At 56.5% G+C, this 15,189-nt stretch carries 13 protein-coding genes; 5 read left to right on the plus strand and 8 right to left on the minus strand.

Annotated features, from left to right (window positions below; genetic code table 11):
* The first annotated feature begins 68 nt into the window (after nt 1–68).
* From H6973_02430 to dauA, 3 genes are all read left to right on the plus strand, one after another.
* A complete protein-coding gene (locus H6973_02430; protein MCP5124515.1) occupies nt 69–2,333 on the plus strand; it encodes an NADP-dependent malic enzyme in 2,265 nt (754 codons plus the stop codon).
* A 132-nt stretch (nt 2,334–2,465) separates the two neighbouring features.
* On the plus strand, nt 2,466–2,654 hold the full coding sequence (locus H6973_02435; GenBank protein MCP5124516.1) for a hypothetical protein: 189 nt from the start codon (nt 2,466–2,468) through the stop codon (nt 2,652–2,654).
* Nucleotides 2,655–2,709: 55 nt separating this feature from the next.
* A complete protein-coding gene (gene dauA / locus H6973_02440) occupies nt 2,710–4,455 on the plus strand; it encodes a C4-dicarboxylic acid transporter DauA (GenBank protein MCP5124517.1) in 1,746 nt (581 codons plus the stop codon).
* 57 nt (nt 4,456–4,512) lie between these two features.
* Here the strand turns inward: dauA and H6973_02445 are convergent, their stop codons facing one another.
* A complete protein-coding gene (locus tag H6973_02445; protein ID MCP5124518.1) occupies nt 4,513–4,854 on the minus strand; it encodes a hypothetical protein in 342 nt (113 codons plus the stop codon).
* Between the two features lie 142 nt (nt 4,855–4,996).
* Nucleotides 4,997–5,791, minus strand: coding sequence for a thymidylate synthase (gene thyA / locus H6973_02450; protein ID MCP5124519.1), 795 nt, complete (start codon nt 5,789–5,791; stop codon nt 4,997–4,999).
* A 123-nt stretch (nt 5,792–5,914) separates the two neighbouring features.
* Here thyA and H6973_02455 point away from each other — a divergent pair, with 123 nt between their 5' ends.
* Nucleotides 5,915–6,229, plus strand: a complete 315-nt coding sequence (locus H6973_02455) for a helix-turn-helix domain-containing protein (protein ID MCP5124520.1) — start codon at nt 5,915–5,917, stop codon at nt 6,227–6,229.
* Between the two features lie 24 nt (nt 6,230–6,253).
* On the opposite strand, the gene H6973_02460 is transcribed toward H6973_02455, so the two are convergent.
* The 6 genes from H6973_02460 to mnmG all read right to left on the minus strand — a co-directional run bounded on the left by H6973_02460 (nt 6,254) and on the right by mnmG (nt 14,219).
* Entirely contained in the window at nt 6,254–8,977 is a 2,724-nt protein-coding gene (locus H6973_02460) for a histidine kinase (GenBank protein ID MCP5124521.1), read from the minus strand.
* Complete coding sequence (locus H6973_02465; GenBank protein MCP5124522.1) at nt 8,978–9,271, minus strand: hypothetical protein; 294 nt, start codon at nt 9,269–9,271, stop codon at nt 8,978–8,980.
* A 19-nt stretch (nt 9,272–9,290) separates the two neighbouring features.
* A complete protein-coding gene (locus H6973_02470; GenBank protein MCP5124523.1) occupies nt 9,291–11,387 on the minus strand; it encodes a PAS domain-containing protein in 2,097 nt (698 codons plus the stop codon).
* 9 nt (nt 11,388–11,396) lie between these two features.
* Nucleotides 11,397–11,771, minus strand: a complete 375-nt coding sequence (locus H6973_02475) for a response regulator (GenBank protein ID MCP5124524.1) — start codon at nt 11,769–11,771, stop codon at nt 11,397–11,399.
* 41 nt (nt 11,772–11,812) lie between these two features.
* Entirely contained in the window at nt 11,813–12,151 is a 339-nt protein-coding gene (locus H6973_02480; protein MCP5124525.1) for a hypothetical protein, read from the minus strand.
* 175 nt (nt 12,152–12,326) lie between these two features.
* The gene (gene mnmG, locus H6973_02485) at nt 12,327–14,219 is read right to left on the minus strand and encodes a tRNA uridine-5-carboxymethylaminomethyl(34) synthesis enzyme MnmG (GenBank protein ID MCP5124526.1); all 1,893 of its coding nucleotides are present in this window, start codon (nt 14,217–14,219) and stop codon (nt 12,327–12,329) included.
* Between the two features lie 174 nt (nt 14,220–14,393).
* Between mnmG and H6973_02490 the strand changes: the two genes are divergently transcribed.
* Complete coding sequence (locus H6973_02490) at nt 14,394–15,131, plus strand: phosphoadenylyl-sulfate reductase (protein ID MCP5124527.1); 738 nt, start codon at nt 14,394–14,396, stop codon at nt 15,129–15,131.
* The last annotated feature ends 58 nt before the right edge of the window (nt 15,132–15,189 follow it).

Consider the following 15,189-nt stretch of genomic DNA (forward strand, 5'->3'; position numbering starts at 1 on the left):
AACCGCATATTACGCAAACTGTGGACCACCCTTATCCTGCTATCATCGCACCAGGAGTGACTTGAACCATGGCTGACGATTTCAATGAACGCGCCCTGCGTTACCATCGCATGGCCCCCTACGGCAAGATCGAAGTCACCCCAACCAAGCCGCTGGCTAACCAGTTCGATCTAGCGTTGGCCTATTCGCCGGGCGTTGCCGCCGCTTGTGAAGCGATTGTCGACGATCCCCATGAAGTCTCCACCGTCACTGCGCGCAGCAATCTGGTCGCGGTCATCACCAACGGCACCGCGGTTCTCGGGCTGGGCGACATTGGTCCACTGGCGGCCAAGCCGGTCATGGAAGGCAAGGGTGTATTGTTCAAGAAGTTCGCCGGCATCGACGTGTTCGACATCGAAATCAGCGAGCGCGACCCAGATAAACTGGTTGAAATCATCGCCAGTCTGGAGCCGAGCTTTGGCGGCATCAACCTGGAAGACATCAAAGCCCCGGAATGCTTTCAGGTCGAACGCCGGCTACGCGAGCGGATGAACATTCCGGTGTTTCACGATGATCAGCATGGCACCGCCATCATCACCGCCGCTGCCGTACTGAACTCCCTGTTGCTGATGGGCAAGGAGATGGGTGAGGTGAAACTGGTCACCTCTGGTGCCGGCGCGGCGGGCATCGCCTGTCTCGATCTACTGGTGGGTTTGGGCCTGAATCGCAAAAACGTCATCGTTTGTGACAGTCGGGGCGTGATCTATCAAGGCCGGGGTCCGCTCGACCCAGAGAAAGCTGCTTATGCCGCAGACACTCCGGCGCGCACCCTGGCCGAGGCCATTGTGGGCGCTGACATCTTCCTGGGGTTGTCCAAAGCCGGGGTGCTGACCGGGGAAATGGTGAAAACCATGGCGGCGCGACCGCTAATTCTGGCCCTGGCTAATCCGGTGCCGGAAATCATGCCGGAAGAAGCAAAAGCGGCGCGACCCGATGCGATTATCGCTACCGGTCGCTCGGACTATCCCAACCAGGTCAATAATGTCCTCTGTTTTCCCTACATTTTCCGGGGGGCGCTGGACGTGGGCGCCACCACCATCAATCAGGAGATGCAACTGGCCTGCGTCCGCGCCCTGGCGGAACTGGCCTGTGAGCCACATTCCCAGGAAGAAACCGCCGCTTACAGCGATCAGCCGATCAACTTCGGGCCGGAATACCTGATTCCCAAACCGTTCGAGCCGCGCCTGTTGCTCACCCTGCCGCTGGCCGTCGCCAAAGCGGCGATGGATAGCGGCGTAGCGACTCGCCCCATTGAGGATTTCGCTGCTTATCACACTCAACTGAGCCAGCGCGTTTACCGTTCCGGCCTGATCATGCGCCCGGTGTTTAGCCGCGCCAAGGCCGATCCCAAGCGGGTGATTTACGCCCAGGCGGAAGAAGAACGCATGCTTTGGGCGGTGCAAGGCATCATCGACGAGGGTTTGGCTCGGCCCATCCTCATCGGGCGGCGCTGGCGCATCGAACAGCGCATCGCCGAGTTAGGCTTGCGCATCCGTCCTGAGCAGGATTTTGAGATTATTGATCCCCAGCACAATCCTTATTACGAGGAATGCTGGCAGGAATATCATCGGTTGCGTGGACGCTACGGCGTCGATCCCAACAAAGCCCGGGTCCGGGTCAACACGCGCGCTACGATCATCGGGGCGCTGCTGCTGCGCTTGGGTTATGGCGATGCGCTGCTGTGCGGCTTGATTGGCGGCTATCCTGATCATGTGGAATATGTGTTGGATATCATTGGCCTGCGCGAAGGCGTCAAGACCCCGGCGGCTATGAATATGCTAATTAGCGCCCAGGGACCGTTGTTCTTCTGCGACACCGACATTAATGCCGATCCCACTGCCGAAGAAATCGCCGACATCGCTTTGCTGGCGGCGGAGGAAGTGAGCCGCTTTGTACCGCCGAAAATCGCCTTATTGTCCCACTCTAGCTTTGGTTCGCACAAGTCGCCATCGGCGCGCAAGATGGCTGAGGCGATAAAACTCATCCGCCAGCGCGCCCCCGATCTGGAAGTCGATGGCGAGATGCGCGGCGACGCGGCCTTATCCGAAGAGTTGCGCAATCGGGTCTTTCTGCACTCGCCACTGAAAGGCGCAGCCAACCTATTAATCATGCCAAGCGCTGACGCCGCCAATATCTCTCACAACCTGCTCAAGGAAATCACCCATAGCGTCTCGGTGGGACCGATTATGCTCGGACTGGCCAAGCCGGCGCATATTCTGACCCGCTCGGCGAGTGCGCGGCGGATCATCAACATGACTGCGATTGCGGTGGTTGACGCGATGACGGCCTCATGATTAAGAGGTCTTTTAACCAACTGATATATCGACAGAACTGTTGCAAAACCCCTTTCCGTTATACCCACTCAAAGGGGTATGACGGAAAGCATGCGCCTTGGCGCACTTTTACTTAACAAGGTAAACCATCCCATGCCCCTGACCATTTCTGAACTCGAAGCCTTCAAAAATTCCGTGACGTTCCTGACGCAACTTAGAGCGATTCCCCTGCCTATCATCGAGTTTTATCTGGAAAATGAATGTGGTTACCGCATTAAGGAGCCTGATGCAGATGAAGAAAAGACCGTCATGATTCGACCCTCCGGTCTTTCGCAGGAATGATCGATCGCGAAGCCGCGATCCACAGTCATTGAGAGGAGGATGTCCTGGAACCCGTATGAAACCCGATCGACAACACGCACTGTACCTGCCCTTTGGCACAGCCCTGCGCGACAAGCTGCGCGGCGGCTATAACTGGTCAAAACTGCAAGCGGATTTACTGGCCGGCGTTACGGTGGGCATTGTCGCCGTGCCGCTGGCCATGGCGCTGGCCATTGGCAGTGGAGTACCGCCGCAATATGGTTTGTATACGGCCATTGTCGCTGGTCTACTGATCGCCCTGACCGGCGGTTCCCGATTCAGCGTCTCCGGGCCGACCGCCGCCTTCATCGTCATTCTGCATCCCATTGCTGAAAAATATGGACTCGGTGGTCTGGTCACCGCCAGCGGCATGGCGGGCATCATGCTGATCGGTATGGGCGTGGGGCGGATGGGCAAGCTGATTCAGTTCATTCCCTATCCGGTGACCACTGGTTTCACGACGGGCATCGCGGTGGTGATCGCCAGCCTGCAATTCAGAGATTTCTTTGGCTTGCACCTGGCAGCGCAACCGGAACACTTTCTGGAGCGGATCTGGCTGACGGGGCAGGCGCTGCCAGGTTTACATCTACCGGATTTCCTGATTGGCGTGGTGACGCTGACATTGTTGCTGCTCTGGCCGCGTTTGAAAACCGGGTTACCCGCGCCACTGGTTGGCATGGTCGTCGCCACCGCAATAGCCTGGCTACTCAGCCGGACCGTGAACGGTTTCGAGGTCGCCACCATCGCGTCTCGTTTCAGCTACGTTCAGGAGGGACAAACCCTGCCTGGCATCCCGCCCTTCCTACCGCAATTTGTTTTGCCGTGGCAGTTGCCCGGCCCGGATGGTCAACCGTTAGGATTATCGCTGCCATTGCTGAAGGAATTGCTCGGTCCCGCCATGGCCATTGCGTTGCTCGGCGCGATTGAGTCCCTGTTATGCGCCGTGGTCGCTGACGGTATGACCGGGACCAAGCATGATCCCGATGCGGAGCTGATTGGGCAAGGCATTGGTAACACGATTGCGCCCTTCTTCGGCGGCATCGCCGCGACCGGTGCGCTGGCGCGCACTGCGGCGAATATTCGCGCCGGTGCCCGTGGTCCGTTCGCCGCCGTATTTCACGCCCTGTTCATCCTGCTGGTGTTGCTGGCGCTGGCGCCATTGCTGGGCTATCTACCGATGGCGGCGCTGGCGGCCTTGTTGTTGCTAGTGGCCTGGAATATGAGCGAACTGAAACACTTCCGCCACATTTTCCAGGTGGCCCCCGGCAGCGATATCCTGGTGTTGCTCGTTTGCTTTGGCTTAACGGTGATTTTCGATATGGTGATCGCGATCAGCGTGGGCGTGGTACTGGCTGCGCTGCTGTTTATGAACCGGATGGCGGCGCTCACTGGCAGCAAGCTGGTGGAAACGGATCATCCACATCTGGAAAGCCCCCTGCCCGACGGCGTGCAATTATATGAAGTCGCCGGTTCGCTGTTTTTCGGCGCGGCGGAAAAAGCGATGAGCGCTTTACACGATATCGCCGGACGTCCGCGAGCGGTGATTATCGATATTAGCGGCGTCACGGTCATGGACGTATCGGGCCTGGTGGCGCTGGACTCCGCAATTGAACGCTTGCGGGGCGATGGCATTCTGGTCGCGGTAGCGGGAGTACATGGTCAACCGGCGCTGCTGATGCGGCGGGCCGGTTTACACAACATTCCCGGCAAATTGTTGTTGTCCGCCAGCTTGCCGCAGGCCCTGACGCGGGTGCGACGCTATCTTGGCAAAATTATGCAGTGAGTTCGCTCGTGCTGACCGGGAAGATTTCTGAGCGGCCGGATGGATGGTCAATCTTGCTCAATCTTCCGCCAAAGCCCTCTCGATTCGATTGATCCAGATCAATGCCTCGTCCTGGGTCAACAACAAAATTTGCACCTGATTGCGGAAATCCTGCCAAGATTTTTCGATGTGCTCGCCGAAATTGTCTACGGAAACTACGATCCATCTCACCGGCGAATCGGTTGCCTGGACACTCTGCATCGATCTCGCCCCCTGCTGTAGACACAATGAATAAGTGTCCAGCGATCGACGAACCGAACCAATAGCGGCGATGTTCATCAGTCCACTAATCCGTAATGCGCATTGCCAAGCCAGTAGATTCACCGCTTGCTGGCGTTCAAACATTCTTTCAGTATTCATTATCTAGTCCTCGCTGCATTCTCTTATTGTGCATCGCAACATAATTTATCGAAACCGTCAAGCAACTTTTTTTCCAAACAGTCAGCAATCAGAGTCAATCCTTGTTCTGCGATCATTATGACCGCAATAAATAGCTAAACGATCAAACCGCCACCGGCGCCTTGATCGCCGGATGGTGCTGGTAGCCGACGATGGCGAAATCGTTGTATTGATAATCGAACAACGAATCTGGCCGTCGGTCAATGATCAATTGTGGCAGTGGATACGGATCTCGGCTCAACTGCAAGCCCACCTGCTCCAAGTGATTGAGATACAAATGGCAGTCACCGCCGATCCAGATAAATTCACCCACAGTCAAATCCGTTTGCTGAGCAACCAGATGAGTCAGCAGCGCGTAACTGGCGATATTGAACGGTACGCCCAGAAACAGATCCGCGCTGCGCTGATAGAGTTGGCAGGACAGCGCGCCATTGGCGACATGAAACTGAAACAGCAGATGGCAGGGCGGCAACCGCATCTGCTCCAGTTCTCCCACGTTCCAGGCGGATACAATAATCCGTCGTGAATCGGGATCACGGCGCAGCTGTTCAACTACATTGGCTAATTGGTCAATGCGTCGTCCGTCAATCGTGCGCCAGGCCCGCCATTGCGCGCCGTAAATAGGACCCAAATCGCCATTTTGGTCGGCCCATTCATCCCAGATGGTCACACCGTGTTCATGCAGATAGTGAATATTGCTGTCGCCGCGCAGAAACCACAGCAGTTCGTGGATGATCGAGCGCAAATGCAGTTTTTTGGTGGTGACGAGGGGAAAGCCAGCGCGAAGATCGAAACGCAACTGGGCGCCGAACATACTGAGGGTTCCGACCCCGGTTCGATCCTGCTTGCGAACGCCCCGATTCAGCGTCTGCCGCAACAAGTACAGATATTCATTCATTGCCGATGATTCTGATAGCCGGTTTTCGCGTCGGGACAGTAGTATTTTATTGTGCAATGCAATATATTCATTCCTATTCTACGATTGAATAGAGTGACCGTCTGACCGGTCACAGGGTAACGCATGACTGTCAAAGCAACCTCCTCGATTCAGGTTATCACCCGGCTCTCACTGATACTGGACGAACTGGCCGCGCATGACGAGCCGGTCAGCCTCAAAACCTTATCCGGCGCCACAGGACTGCATCCTTCAACCACCTTCCGGATCCTTGCGTCTCTGATCGAACATGGCTTCGTGGAGCGCAGCATCGCAGGTCATTACCGTTTGGGAATCCGGTTGTTGCAGTTGGGCAGCCAAGTGCATGGGCGCATCGGAAAACGTTCGCTGGCCCATTCATTTTCAGCTACTCCCGATGAATGGAGCGAAGCAAACGGCTAAAGCGGCGTTCTTTCTCCCGAGCCTTTATCCGGTTCCCGGCAATTCCACGATAAAGGTTGCACCCCGCCCAGGTTCGCTTTCTACCCAGATACGCCCATTGTGGTGTTCGATGATCTTCTGGCTAATCGGCAACCCCAAGCCAGTGCCCTTTGGCTTACCGGCATGAGCGTTGCTGACCTGATGGAATTTTTCGAAGATCAGCTTATGCTGGTCAGCGGTGATGCCAGGGCCATTGTCGATGACCTCGATGCGCCAGCGATTCAGACTCGGTTGCAAACGAATGGTTACTTCGCCGTCCTGTTCAGGACAGAATTTCACCGCATTGGACAACAGGTTGATGATAACCTGGGTTAGCCGGTCGTGGTCGCCGTCAATGATCACTGGTCCATCTCCCAGATCCTCATGCAACATCACCGCCTTGTCGTAAAACAACTGGCTGGTAGAGTTAATGGCGTCCTGAATCAGCCCGCGCAGATCGATTTGATCGATGTGCCAGTCGATGCGACCGGAATCGATCTTGGCCATATCCAGCACCTGGTTGATCAATCGGGTCAGTCGCTCGCTTTCCTTGACGATGATGCTCAGGAACTTGCTGCGTTGCGCTACCTCCATGTCGGGATTGGCGAGGAGAATCTCTGAAAAGGCGCGGATTGATGTCAGTGGCGTGCGCAACTCGTGAGTTACGGTAGAGATGAACTCATCCTTCAGGCGGTCCAGTTCGCGCAAACGGTTGTTCGCCTCGCGCAATTCGGCGGATGCTGCTTCCAGTTCCCGGGATTTTTGCTCCAGCCGGCGACTGTATTCGAGGACCTGAGTGCTCTCGTCAAGGATCGTCATGACCTCTTCGATGCTGAGCACTTCACCCATCACAATCGACGAGATCATGACCCGGGCGGATGCGGCGCCGATGGCTCCGGCCAGCAAGCGCTCGGTGTAATGAATCAGCCGGGAATCAGCTTGCAACGGATAACCGCCATGATCCTGAGCATAACGGTCGAAGGCTTCGGTCGCGCGCTGTGGGCCGAGAAACCGGGCCAGCAGATCATACAATTCGGCGGTTTCCACCACGCCCCGCCACAGCAGCGAATCGCCGTCATGGCGTTCGCGCTTGAAAATATCGACAAACTGGCTGCCCTGCACTTGTTCCAGAGGATCCGGCTGGCTCAGCATCGAGCCAAATACCAGCCCACCAATGTTGGCCAGCATGCTCCAGAAGACCGAATGCATGTAAGGATCGAGATGCTCCAAACCTAGCAGGGCATACGGTTTGAGTAGCTCCAAGCCCCACGGACCGATTTCCACGAAATTGGTATCGATCCAGCCGGAGCGGGCCATGGCCGGCAACAGCAGGGTATAGGCCCAAACGATGAAGCCGCCGCTCAGGCCGATCAAGGCGCCCCGCCGATTGGCGCGCTTCCAGTACAGCCCGATCAGAATCGGCGGCGCGAACTGCGCAGCGGCGGCGAACGACACCAGTCCGCTGGCAACCAGCGCGTAGGATTCGCCGACAAAGCGGAAATACAGGTAACCCAGCAGGATCAGGATGATGATGCCGACCCGGCGGATACCCAACAGCAAGCCGGATAAATCAGTCTGGCTGGCCAGCCAGCGCGGATTGGCACGCAGCAGGATCGGCATGACCAGGTCATTGCAGACCATGGTCGACAGGGTGACGGTTTCAAACATGATCATGCTGGCGGCGGCAGATAAGCCGCCCAGAAACACAAAGAGCGCCAGCAGGGGCATGTGTTCGGCCATGGGCAACGCCAGCACGAAGGTATCGGCGTCCACGACACCCTGGTTGAACAGCAATCGCCCCCCCAGGGCAATCGGTAACACGAAGAGATTAATGGCGAACAGGTACAGCGGGAATAGCCAGATGGCTTTGCGGATGTGCGTTTCATTGACATTTTCCACCACCAGCACCTGGAATTGCCGGGGCAGGAACAGGAACGCCATCATCGACAGGAAGGTCAGCGACAACCAGCCGCCGTAACCGCCCGGCACCGCTTCAAAGCGCAGCAACGGCGCTAAATCCGGGTGCGCGGCCGCCCGCTGAAATAGATCGCCGGGACCCTCGAAGATCAGGAAGGTGACCATGACGCCGACCGATAGGAAGGCCAACAGTTTGAACATCGATTCGAAGGCAACCGCCGCCACCATCCCTTCATGGCGCTCGGTGTTGTCAATGTGCCGGGTGCCAAACAGAATGGTGAACACGCTCAGCACCAGGGCGACAAAGAAGGTGGTGTCCATCCACACCGGATGCTGCGTGGAGATCGCCAGACGATTGACGTCCGGATATTGGCGCAGCAGGCTGAAACTGGCGGCGACCGCTTTCAGTTGAATCGAGATATACGGCAGAATGCCCAGCATCACGATCAGCGTCACCATCCCGGCCAGCAGACCGCTTTTTCCATAACGGGACGCGATGAAGTCGGCAATGGAGGTAATGCGATGCACCTTGGTGATGCGCACAATCCGCCGCAGCACGAACCAGAACAGCACCGCCATCAGGGTGGGACCCAGATAGACCGGCAGGAAATCCACCCCGCTGACCGCCGCTAATCCAACGCTGCCGTAAAAGGTCCAGGCCGTGCAGTAGATCGCCAGCGACAGCGTGTAAATATAGGGATTGGCGATGATCGAGCGCCCGGCGTCGGCGCGTTGATCGCCGTAATAGGCAATACCAAACATTACGCCCATGTAGGCCAGGGCGCTGGCAATGATAACACCATCGCTCAACATTCAGGAAGGCTCCGGCGGATCCTGTGCATCGGTATCGCTGCCCGGCCGCGAGAAGTCTTTGATGCGGGTCGCTCCAGATTTGGGTGGTTCGGAGGGTTCGCGGATTTCCGAGTGCTCCACCACGATGATTAATAAAACGATCAGCACCAGCCATACCAGATAAAGGTAAAAGTACAGCAAGGGTATCCCGAACGGCGCCCACGAGCGGTTGAATAGGTCCAGCACGGGATAGTTGATGGCCAGAAAGCCGCAGATAAACAGAATCGTGATGTATTCCCGGGATTGTTGCCGCATCGAAAATACCTTTAAACCTCTAAAAATTAGCCTGTGTCTTGCGAATTTCCACCATTTTGTCGGAGGCATCCAGCGCCTGGCCGAGGGTCTTGACGCCTTGTGCTTCCAGCAGATCGAGCAATTTGAGAAAGACCTGCGCGGTGACCAGCGAATCGCCCAGTGCCGTGTGGCGATCGTGGACATCCACTCCCAATCGGTCGGCGATGGCGTCCAGATTGTGATCATCGGTGTAGTCGTGCAGATAGCCGGATAGCAACAAAGTGTCCAATACAGGGTTGTCGAAGCGAACACCAACTTTCTGCTCTTTCATCTTGAGGAATTTCATGTCAAAGGCGGCGTTATGAGCAACCAGCACGGTTTGGTCATCGCCAACAAATTTGCGAAACTGCGTCAGCGCCACATCGACGCTCGCTTGGTCTTTGACCATGTCATCGGTAATGCCATGAAAGCGAATGGATGCTTTGGGAATCGGTCGGCCCGGGTTAACCAGCTGGTCAAAAATTTCTCCTGCCAGAACTCGCTGGTTAACAATGCGCACTCCGGCAATCTGGATGATTTCGTCGCCCTTGGAAGGCGTCAGTCCAGTGGTTTCGGTATCGAACACCACGTAGGCAAGCGCACTGAGTGGGTAATTGAGCAGTTCGCCCCACTCCTTGCGATGTTCGAACAGAGAGAAATCGTAGAATTCTGGACGCTCCGGCAGATTTTTCGGCGGTTCCTTCCATTGACGCGCTGAAGTTGGCAGAGGTAGACGCAACAAGGCATAGCCCGGTCGACGATGAGATTGACTCCAGATGTCGCTGTTATGCCGACGCAGCACTTCGCCGACCGTGGTTGCGCCGACCAGATCCTCCATGTGCGCGCTCAGCCAGTGTTCCAGCCGATCAGCGGACAGGGGCTGGCCCGGCCAGATAATGTCCAGGTAAACCCGGCGGTTGCCCAACAAACATTCAATTTCAAAGGTCGAGCTGACGCCATATGCGTGCAGGTGTTCAAGTGCATGCTCCAGCAGCAGCATGATCGAATGATTGTCGATATTCAGCCAGAGTGGTTCGCCCACCATTTTTACCTGAAGACTGCTGCGCTTCTCCAGGTGGTGGATAACGCTGCCAATCAGATCGGCGGAGTACACATCGTTCATGGGCCAGCGGCTGGCGTACAAGTCCCGCAGTTCCAGGGCCAGGTCTTGCAAGCGTTGGCTAAGCTGTTCGCTTTCCTGCACGATCACCTGCTGAAAGGCTTCCCGCTGCGGTTGTTCCATATCGCCGAAGTTTGTGACCATTTCCGCCGCCGCCCGCAGATTGGCCAAGGGCCTGCGTAAATCCTCGGCACGAGTTTTGAGCAGGGAACGATCGACTTGCTGGGTGACATCGCGGAAGGTTACGACGAAGGTGGAGATGCGCCCGGCAACGCCCGGCAACAAACTCACTCGACAGTGAAACAGGGTTTCATCATCCACGGTTGCACAAACAAATTCGGCATCGCTGGCCGATTTATTCTCCCTACTGCCTTGTTGACGGTAGCGCAGCAATTGCAGAGTGCTTTCAATCGGCGCGCGGGTCCAGAGATCATAGAGCGAACGCCCCAAGCCCAGCGCTTCGCGGTTGGGGAGCAGTTTCACCGCTGCCGGATTGTAGAGCAGGATGCGCGCTTCGTCATCGCAAACCAGCACCCCTTCCGACAACTCGCGCAGAACCGTTTCCAGCCGGGCTTTCTGTTCCTCGATTTCCTGAGTGCCAGTTACGGCGGCGGCGGCAGCTTCACGGCGGGCTTTGTGCAGGGCCTCGCCCAGTTCGAGTAACATGGTCGGAAATTCACCCAGCCAATGTTGCCTGGGCAATTCCAGCATGTAACCGGGATTGCTGCGGGTGATAATTCGCGCGCCGCGCGCCAAGGCGCCCAGGGGAATGAAGCAGTGCCAGTCCAGCAGCGACCAGACAACGGTGACGCCGCCGATGATGGTGAATGCGGCCAGGATGAGCCAGAGCAGCAGCAAATCGCGCGCATCGGATTCAGGAACCGTTTGGAAAATCCGCCAGCCAATCCAGAGCAACGAAACCAGCGTCAAGACGGCTGGAATCAGCCACAGCAACCAGATGCGGGTCCGATAGCGCATGATGACGATTCAATCCGCTTCAGTCAGCAGCTCGCGGACCCGCTCCACGACCTCCTGCGTCGAGAAAGGTTTGGTGATGTAGTCATCTGCGCCTAACGCCAAGCCCTTTTCCCGTTCGACCTCGCGTCCCTTGGCCGTCAGCATAATAATGCGCAAGTTGGCCCACTCTGGATTGGAGCGAATGGCTTGGCAGACTTCGTAGCCGTTTTTGCGCGGCATCATGACATCAAGCAACACCAAATCCGGCAGTTCGGCGGTGATAGCGGCTAGCGCCGCTTCGCCATCCGAGGCGGTTCGCACCTGGAAGCCCGCCTGCTTCATCAAAAACTCCAAGGACAGGACGATATTCGGTTCATCGTCCACCACCAGAATCTTGTTAGCCATATCCATTCCCCCGGTCAGCGGGTTTGTTCGCTCGGGCGATATTACGCGGATTTCTCATTACTGCTGCGTACAGAGTCTTTCTCGTGCGGTTCCGATGTGGGTTCGTTTTTGCGGTTGGCAGTCTCCTTGGCCGCGACGACCCCGCTTCCTCCACTAGCCTTGGCGACCGCCTCCCAGAATTTTTGCACCATTTCCATCGAATGAAATTGACTGGGTAACAGCGGTTTGAGCAAACCAAGGGCGTCGAAGTTGATAACACCGCGCTGCATATTGTCGCGGACGACCTGCAAAATATCGTCATGCAGGGGTTGTACGTTTGGCAAACCCAGAAACTCGCGCATTTCCTGGGCGGTGGCTTCAACGCTAACATTGACTTTCATCAAGAAACATCCTCGTGCTTCGGAACGGCAGACCTGGCTGCTCGAACCAGGCCACGAAATAGGGAAACGTCTAACTCATCAAGAATAGCAGGAATAGCCGGACTCTTCCGCACTGCATCTTGCTGTGAATCATTTTCAACCGGGTGAAACTAATCGAAATCGCTCCTTCGGGCAACTATTTGCCTATGTTTCGGCGAGATGAAGAGCGTTTAAGATGAATGAGCAACAAGGAAATCGCCGCGGGAGTAACCCCCGGAACGCGACTAGCGTGACCCAGGGTGCAGGGTCGGTGGCGATCAAGTTTCTCGCGCACTTCCCGCGACAGGCCATGGACTGAGGCATAGTCCAAATCAGCCGGTAACGTCAGTTCCTCATACCGGCGTTGCCGTTCGATCTCTTGACGCTGGCGATCAATGTAGCCGGCGTATTTGGCTTGAATCTCCACTTGCTCGGCAACCTGGGGATCGGCGACGCCAGGCCCCATCCCAGACAAGCTCATCAGCCCAGCGTAAGTGACCTCGGGCCGACGCAGTAACTCAGCAGCGCGACTTTCCCGGGTGAGCGCGCCTTGTAAAACCCGTTGCGCGTCTTCCCCGGCCAGTTCCAATGGGCGCACCCACAAGCCACGTAACCGCTGACTTTCCTGCTCGATGGCTTCGCGCTTGGTTTCAAACGCGCGCCAACGTTCATCATCAACTAATCCCAATCGGCGTCCCATTTCGGTCAGGCGCAGGTCAGCATTATCCTCGCGTAATAACAAGCGATGCTCCGCGCGACTGGTGAACATCCGATAGGGTTCCGGCGCACCTCGAGTGATGAGATCATCGATCAAAACACCGAGATAAGCTTCGTCGCGTTTTGGCCACCATGGCGCTTCGCCGCGAACGCGCCGTCCTGCATTGATCCCGGCCAGCAAGCCTTGCGCGGCAGCTTCTTCGTAGCCGGTGGTGCCATTGATTTGTCCGGCGAAGAACAGGCCTTGAATGGATCGGGTTTGCAGCGAGTAATCCAGATCGCGCGGATCGAAAAAGTCGTATTCAATCGCATAGCCAGGCCGGGTGATATGGGCTTTCTCCAAGCCCTTCATCGAACGCACCAGTTGATATTGAATATCGAACGGCAGGCTGGTGGAGATACCGTTCGGATAGAATTCATGCGTGTGCAAGCCTTCCGGCTCCAGGAAAATCTGGTGGGAGTTCTTGCCAGCAAAGCGGTGAATCTTGTCCTCGATCGACGGGCAATAGCGCGGTCCCACCCCCTCGATCACGCCGGTGTACATTGGCGAACGGTCCAGGCCGCTGCGAATGATGTCATGAGTCTGTTCGCTGGTATGGGTGATCCAACAGGAAATCTGTTGAGGGTGTTCGTCAACCGAACCCAGGTAGGAGAAGACCGGACAGGGTTCATCGCCCGGCTGTTCAATCAATTGTGCGAAATCAATGCTTCGTCCATCCAGCCGCGGCGGCGTCCCGGTCTTTAACCGGCCCACATGCAGGGGTAGTTCCCGCAACCGCGCAGCTAAAGCGTTCGCGGGGGGATCGCCCGCGCGACCGCCTTCGTAGTTCGTTAATCCGACATGAAGGCGTCCGGCCAGAAACGTGCCGGCGGTGAGTATTACTGCCCCGGCGGCGAAGCGGATGCCGGTCTGTGTGATGACGCCCATGACTCGGTCGCCCTCAATGATTAAATCGGCAGCGGCTTGCTGAAAGACACGCAAGTTCGATTGATTCTCAATGAAGTTCCGCACGGTGGATCGGTAGAGCGCCCGGTCAGCCTGGCAACGGGTGGCGCGCACTGCCGGCCCCTTGCGGCTGTTCAGAATGCGGAACTGGATGCCGGCCTGATCGGCGGCCTGCGCCATGACGCCGCCGAGTGCGTCGACTTCCCTGACCAGATGCCCTTTGCCGATGCCACCAATGGCCGGATTGCAGCTCATGGCGCCCACGGTTTCGATGGTATGGGTTAACAACAGGGTTTTCAGGCCCATGCGCGCTGCGGCCATGCAGGCTTCTGTCCCGGCGTGGCCGCCACCGATTACGATGACATCAAAAGGTTCAGGGTAGTGCATAGCAAGGTATCAGGCGCCAAAATCAGAAATTGAAATTCTAATATCAAAAAGGAATAAATATATAGATATTCATTCCTTTTGGGTTTATAAAGACCCTGCTAAATTCTACAGCTAAACAGTCAGGCATTCAGGCCCTCCTTTTTCCCACTTGCCATGATGACAAGGAACTTTACGATGAATCCGGCGCAGGCGCAGCCTCTTTCCCAACCCTCCGTCGATCAGCCGTGGTTTGATCTGGAAACGATGAATCGTGAGCTGGAAGTCCTCCCTGCCGAGGAGCGGGTGGCGTGGGCATTGGAAAATTTCCCGAACCGCATCGTAATGACCTCCAGTTTCGGAGCACAATCAGCGGTTTGCCTGCATCTGGTTACCCAACAACAGTCGAACATCCCCGTTTTGCTGGTCGATACCGGTTATCTGTTCCCTGAGACGTACCAGTTTATTGACAAACTGGCCGAGCGGTTGTCCCTGAACCTTCGTATTTATCGTTCCCAATACAGCCCGGCTTGGCAAGAGGCCCGTTACGGCAAACTTTGGGAACAGGGGTTGGAAGGAATCGACCGTTACAACCAGTTGAACAAGGTCGAACCGATGCAACGAGCCTTGCATGAACTGGGCGTGAAGGCGTGGATTTCCGGTCTGCGGCGGCAACAGGCCAAAAGCCGTCAGCATCTCGATGTGCTCTTATGGCGTAATAGCCGTTGCAAGGTTCACCCCATCATCGATTGGACTGATCGCGATATTTACCGCTACCTGAGCAAGCATGGCTTACCTTATCACCCGCTCTGGGAGCAGGGCTACGTTTCCATTGGCGATGTGCATACCACCCGCCGGCTGGTGGATGGCATGAGTCCCGAGGAAACCCGCTTCTTCGGCCTTAAACGCGAGTGTGGTTTGCATGAACATGTCTGAGAGACTTACCAACGTAGCCTGTCGCCTTCAGCCCATCATGCAGCCAGCCGAACCGCCC

It is taken from the genome of Gammaproteobacteria bacterium (assembly GCA_024235095.1).
Lineage (GTDB): Bacteria > Pseudomonadota > Gammaproteobacteria > Competibacterales > Competibacteraceae > UBA2383.

Bases quoted from the DNA above. Each gene is read 5' to 3' on its own strand.
- H6973_02430 (MCP5124515.1), top strand. From the start codon at position 69: ATGGCTGACGATTTCAATGAACGCGCCCTGCGTTACCATCGCATGGCC.
- H6973_02435 (MCP5124516.1), top strand. From the start codon at position 2,466: ATGCCCCTGACCATTTCTGAACTCGAAGCCTTCAAAAATTCCGTGACG.
- dauA (MCP5124517.1), top strand. From the start codon at position 2,710: ATGAAACCCGATCGACAACACGCACTGTACCTGCCCTTTGGCACAGCC.
- H6973_02445 (MCP5124518.1), bottom strand. From the start codon at position 4,854: ATGAATACTGAAAGAATGTTTGAACGCCAGCAAGCGGTGAATCTACTG.
- thyA (MCP5124519.1), bottom strand. From the start codon at position 5,791: ATGAATGAATATCTGTACTTGTTGCGGCAGACGCTGAATCGGGGCGTT.
- H6973_02455 (MCP5124520.1), top strand. From the start codon at position 5,915: ATGACTGTCAAAGCAACCTCCTCGATTCAGGTTATCACCCGGCTCTCA.
- H6973_02460 (MCP5124521.1), bottom strand. From the start codon at position 8,977: ATGTTGAGCGATGGTGTTATCATTGCCAGCGCCCTGGCCTACATGGGC.
- H6973_02465 (MCP5124522.1), bottom strand. From the start codon at position 9,271: ATGCGGCAACAATCCCGGGAATACATCACGATTCTGTTTATCTGCGGC.
- H6973_02470 (MCP5124523.1), bottom strand. From the start codon at position 11,387: ATGCGCTATCGGACCCGCATCTGGTTGCTGTGGCTGATTCCAGCCGTC.
- H6973_02475 (MCP5124524.1), bottom strand. From the start codon at position 11,771: ATGGCTAACAAGATTCTGGTGGTGGACGATGAACCGAATATCGTCCTG.
- H6973_02480 (MCP5124525.1), bottom strand. From the start codon at position 12,151: ATGAAAGTCAATGTTAGCGTTGAAGCCACCGCCCAGGAAATGCGCGAG.
- mnmG (MCP5124526.1), bottom strand. From the start codon at position 14,219: ATGCACTACCCTGAACCTTTTGATGTCATCGTAATCGGTGGCGGCCAC.
- H6973_02490 (MCP5124527.1), top strand. From the start codon at position 14,394: ATGAATCCGGCGCAGGCGCAGCCTCTTTCCCAACCCTCCGTCGATCAG.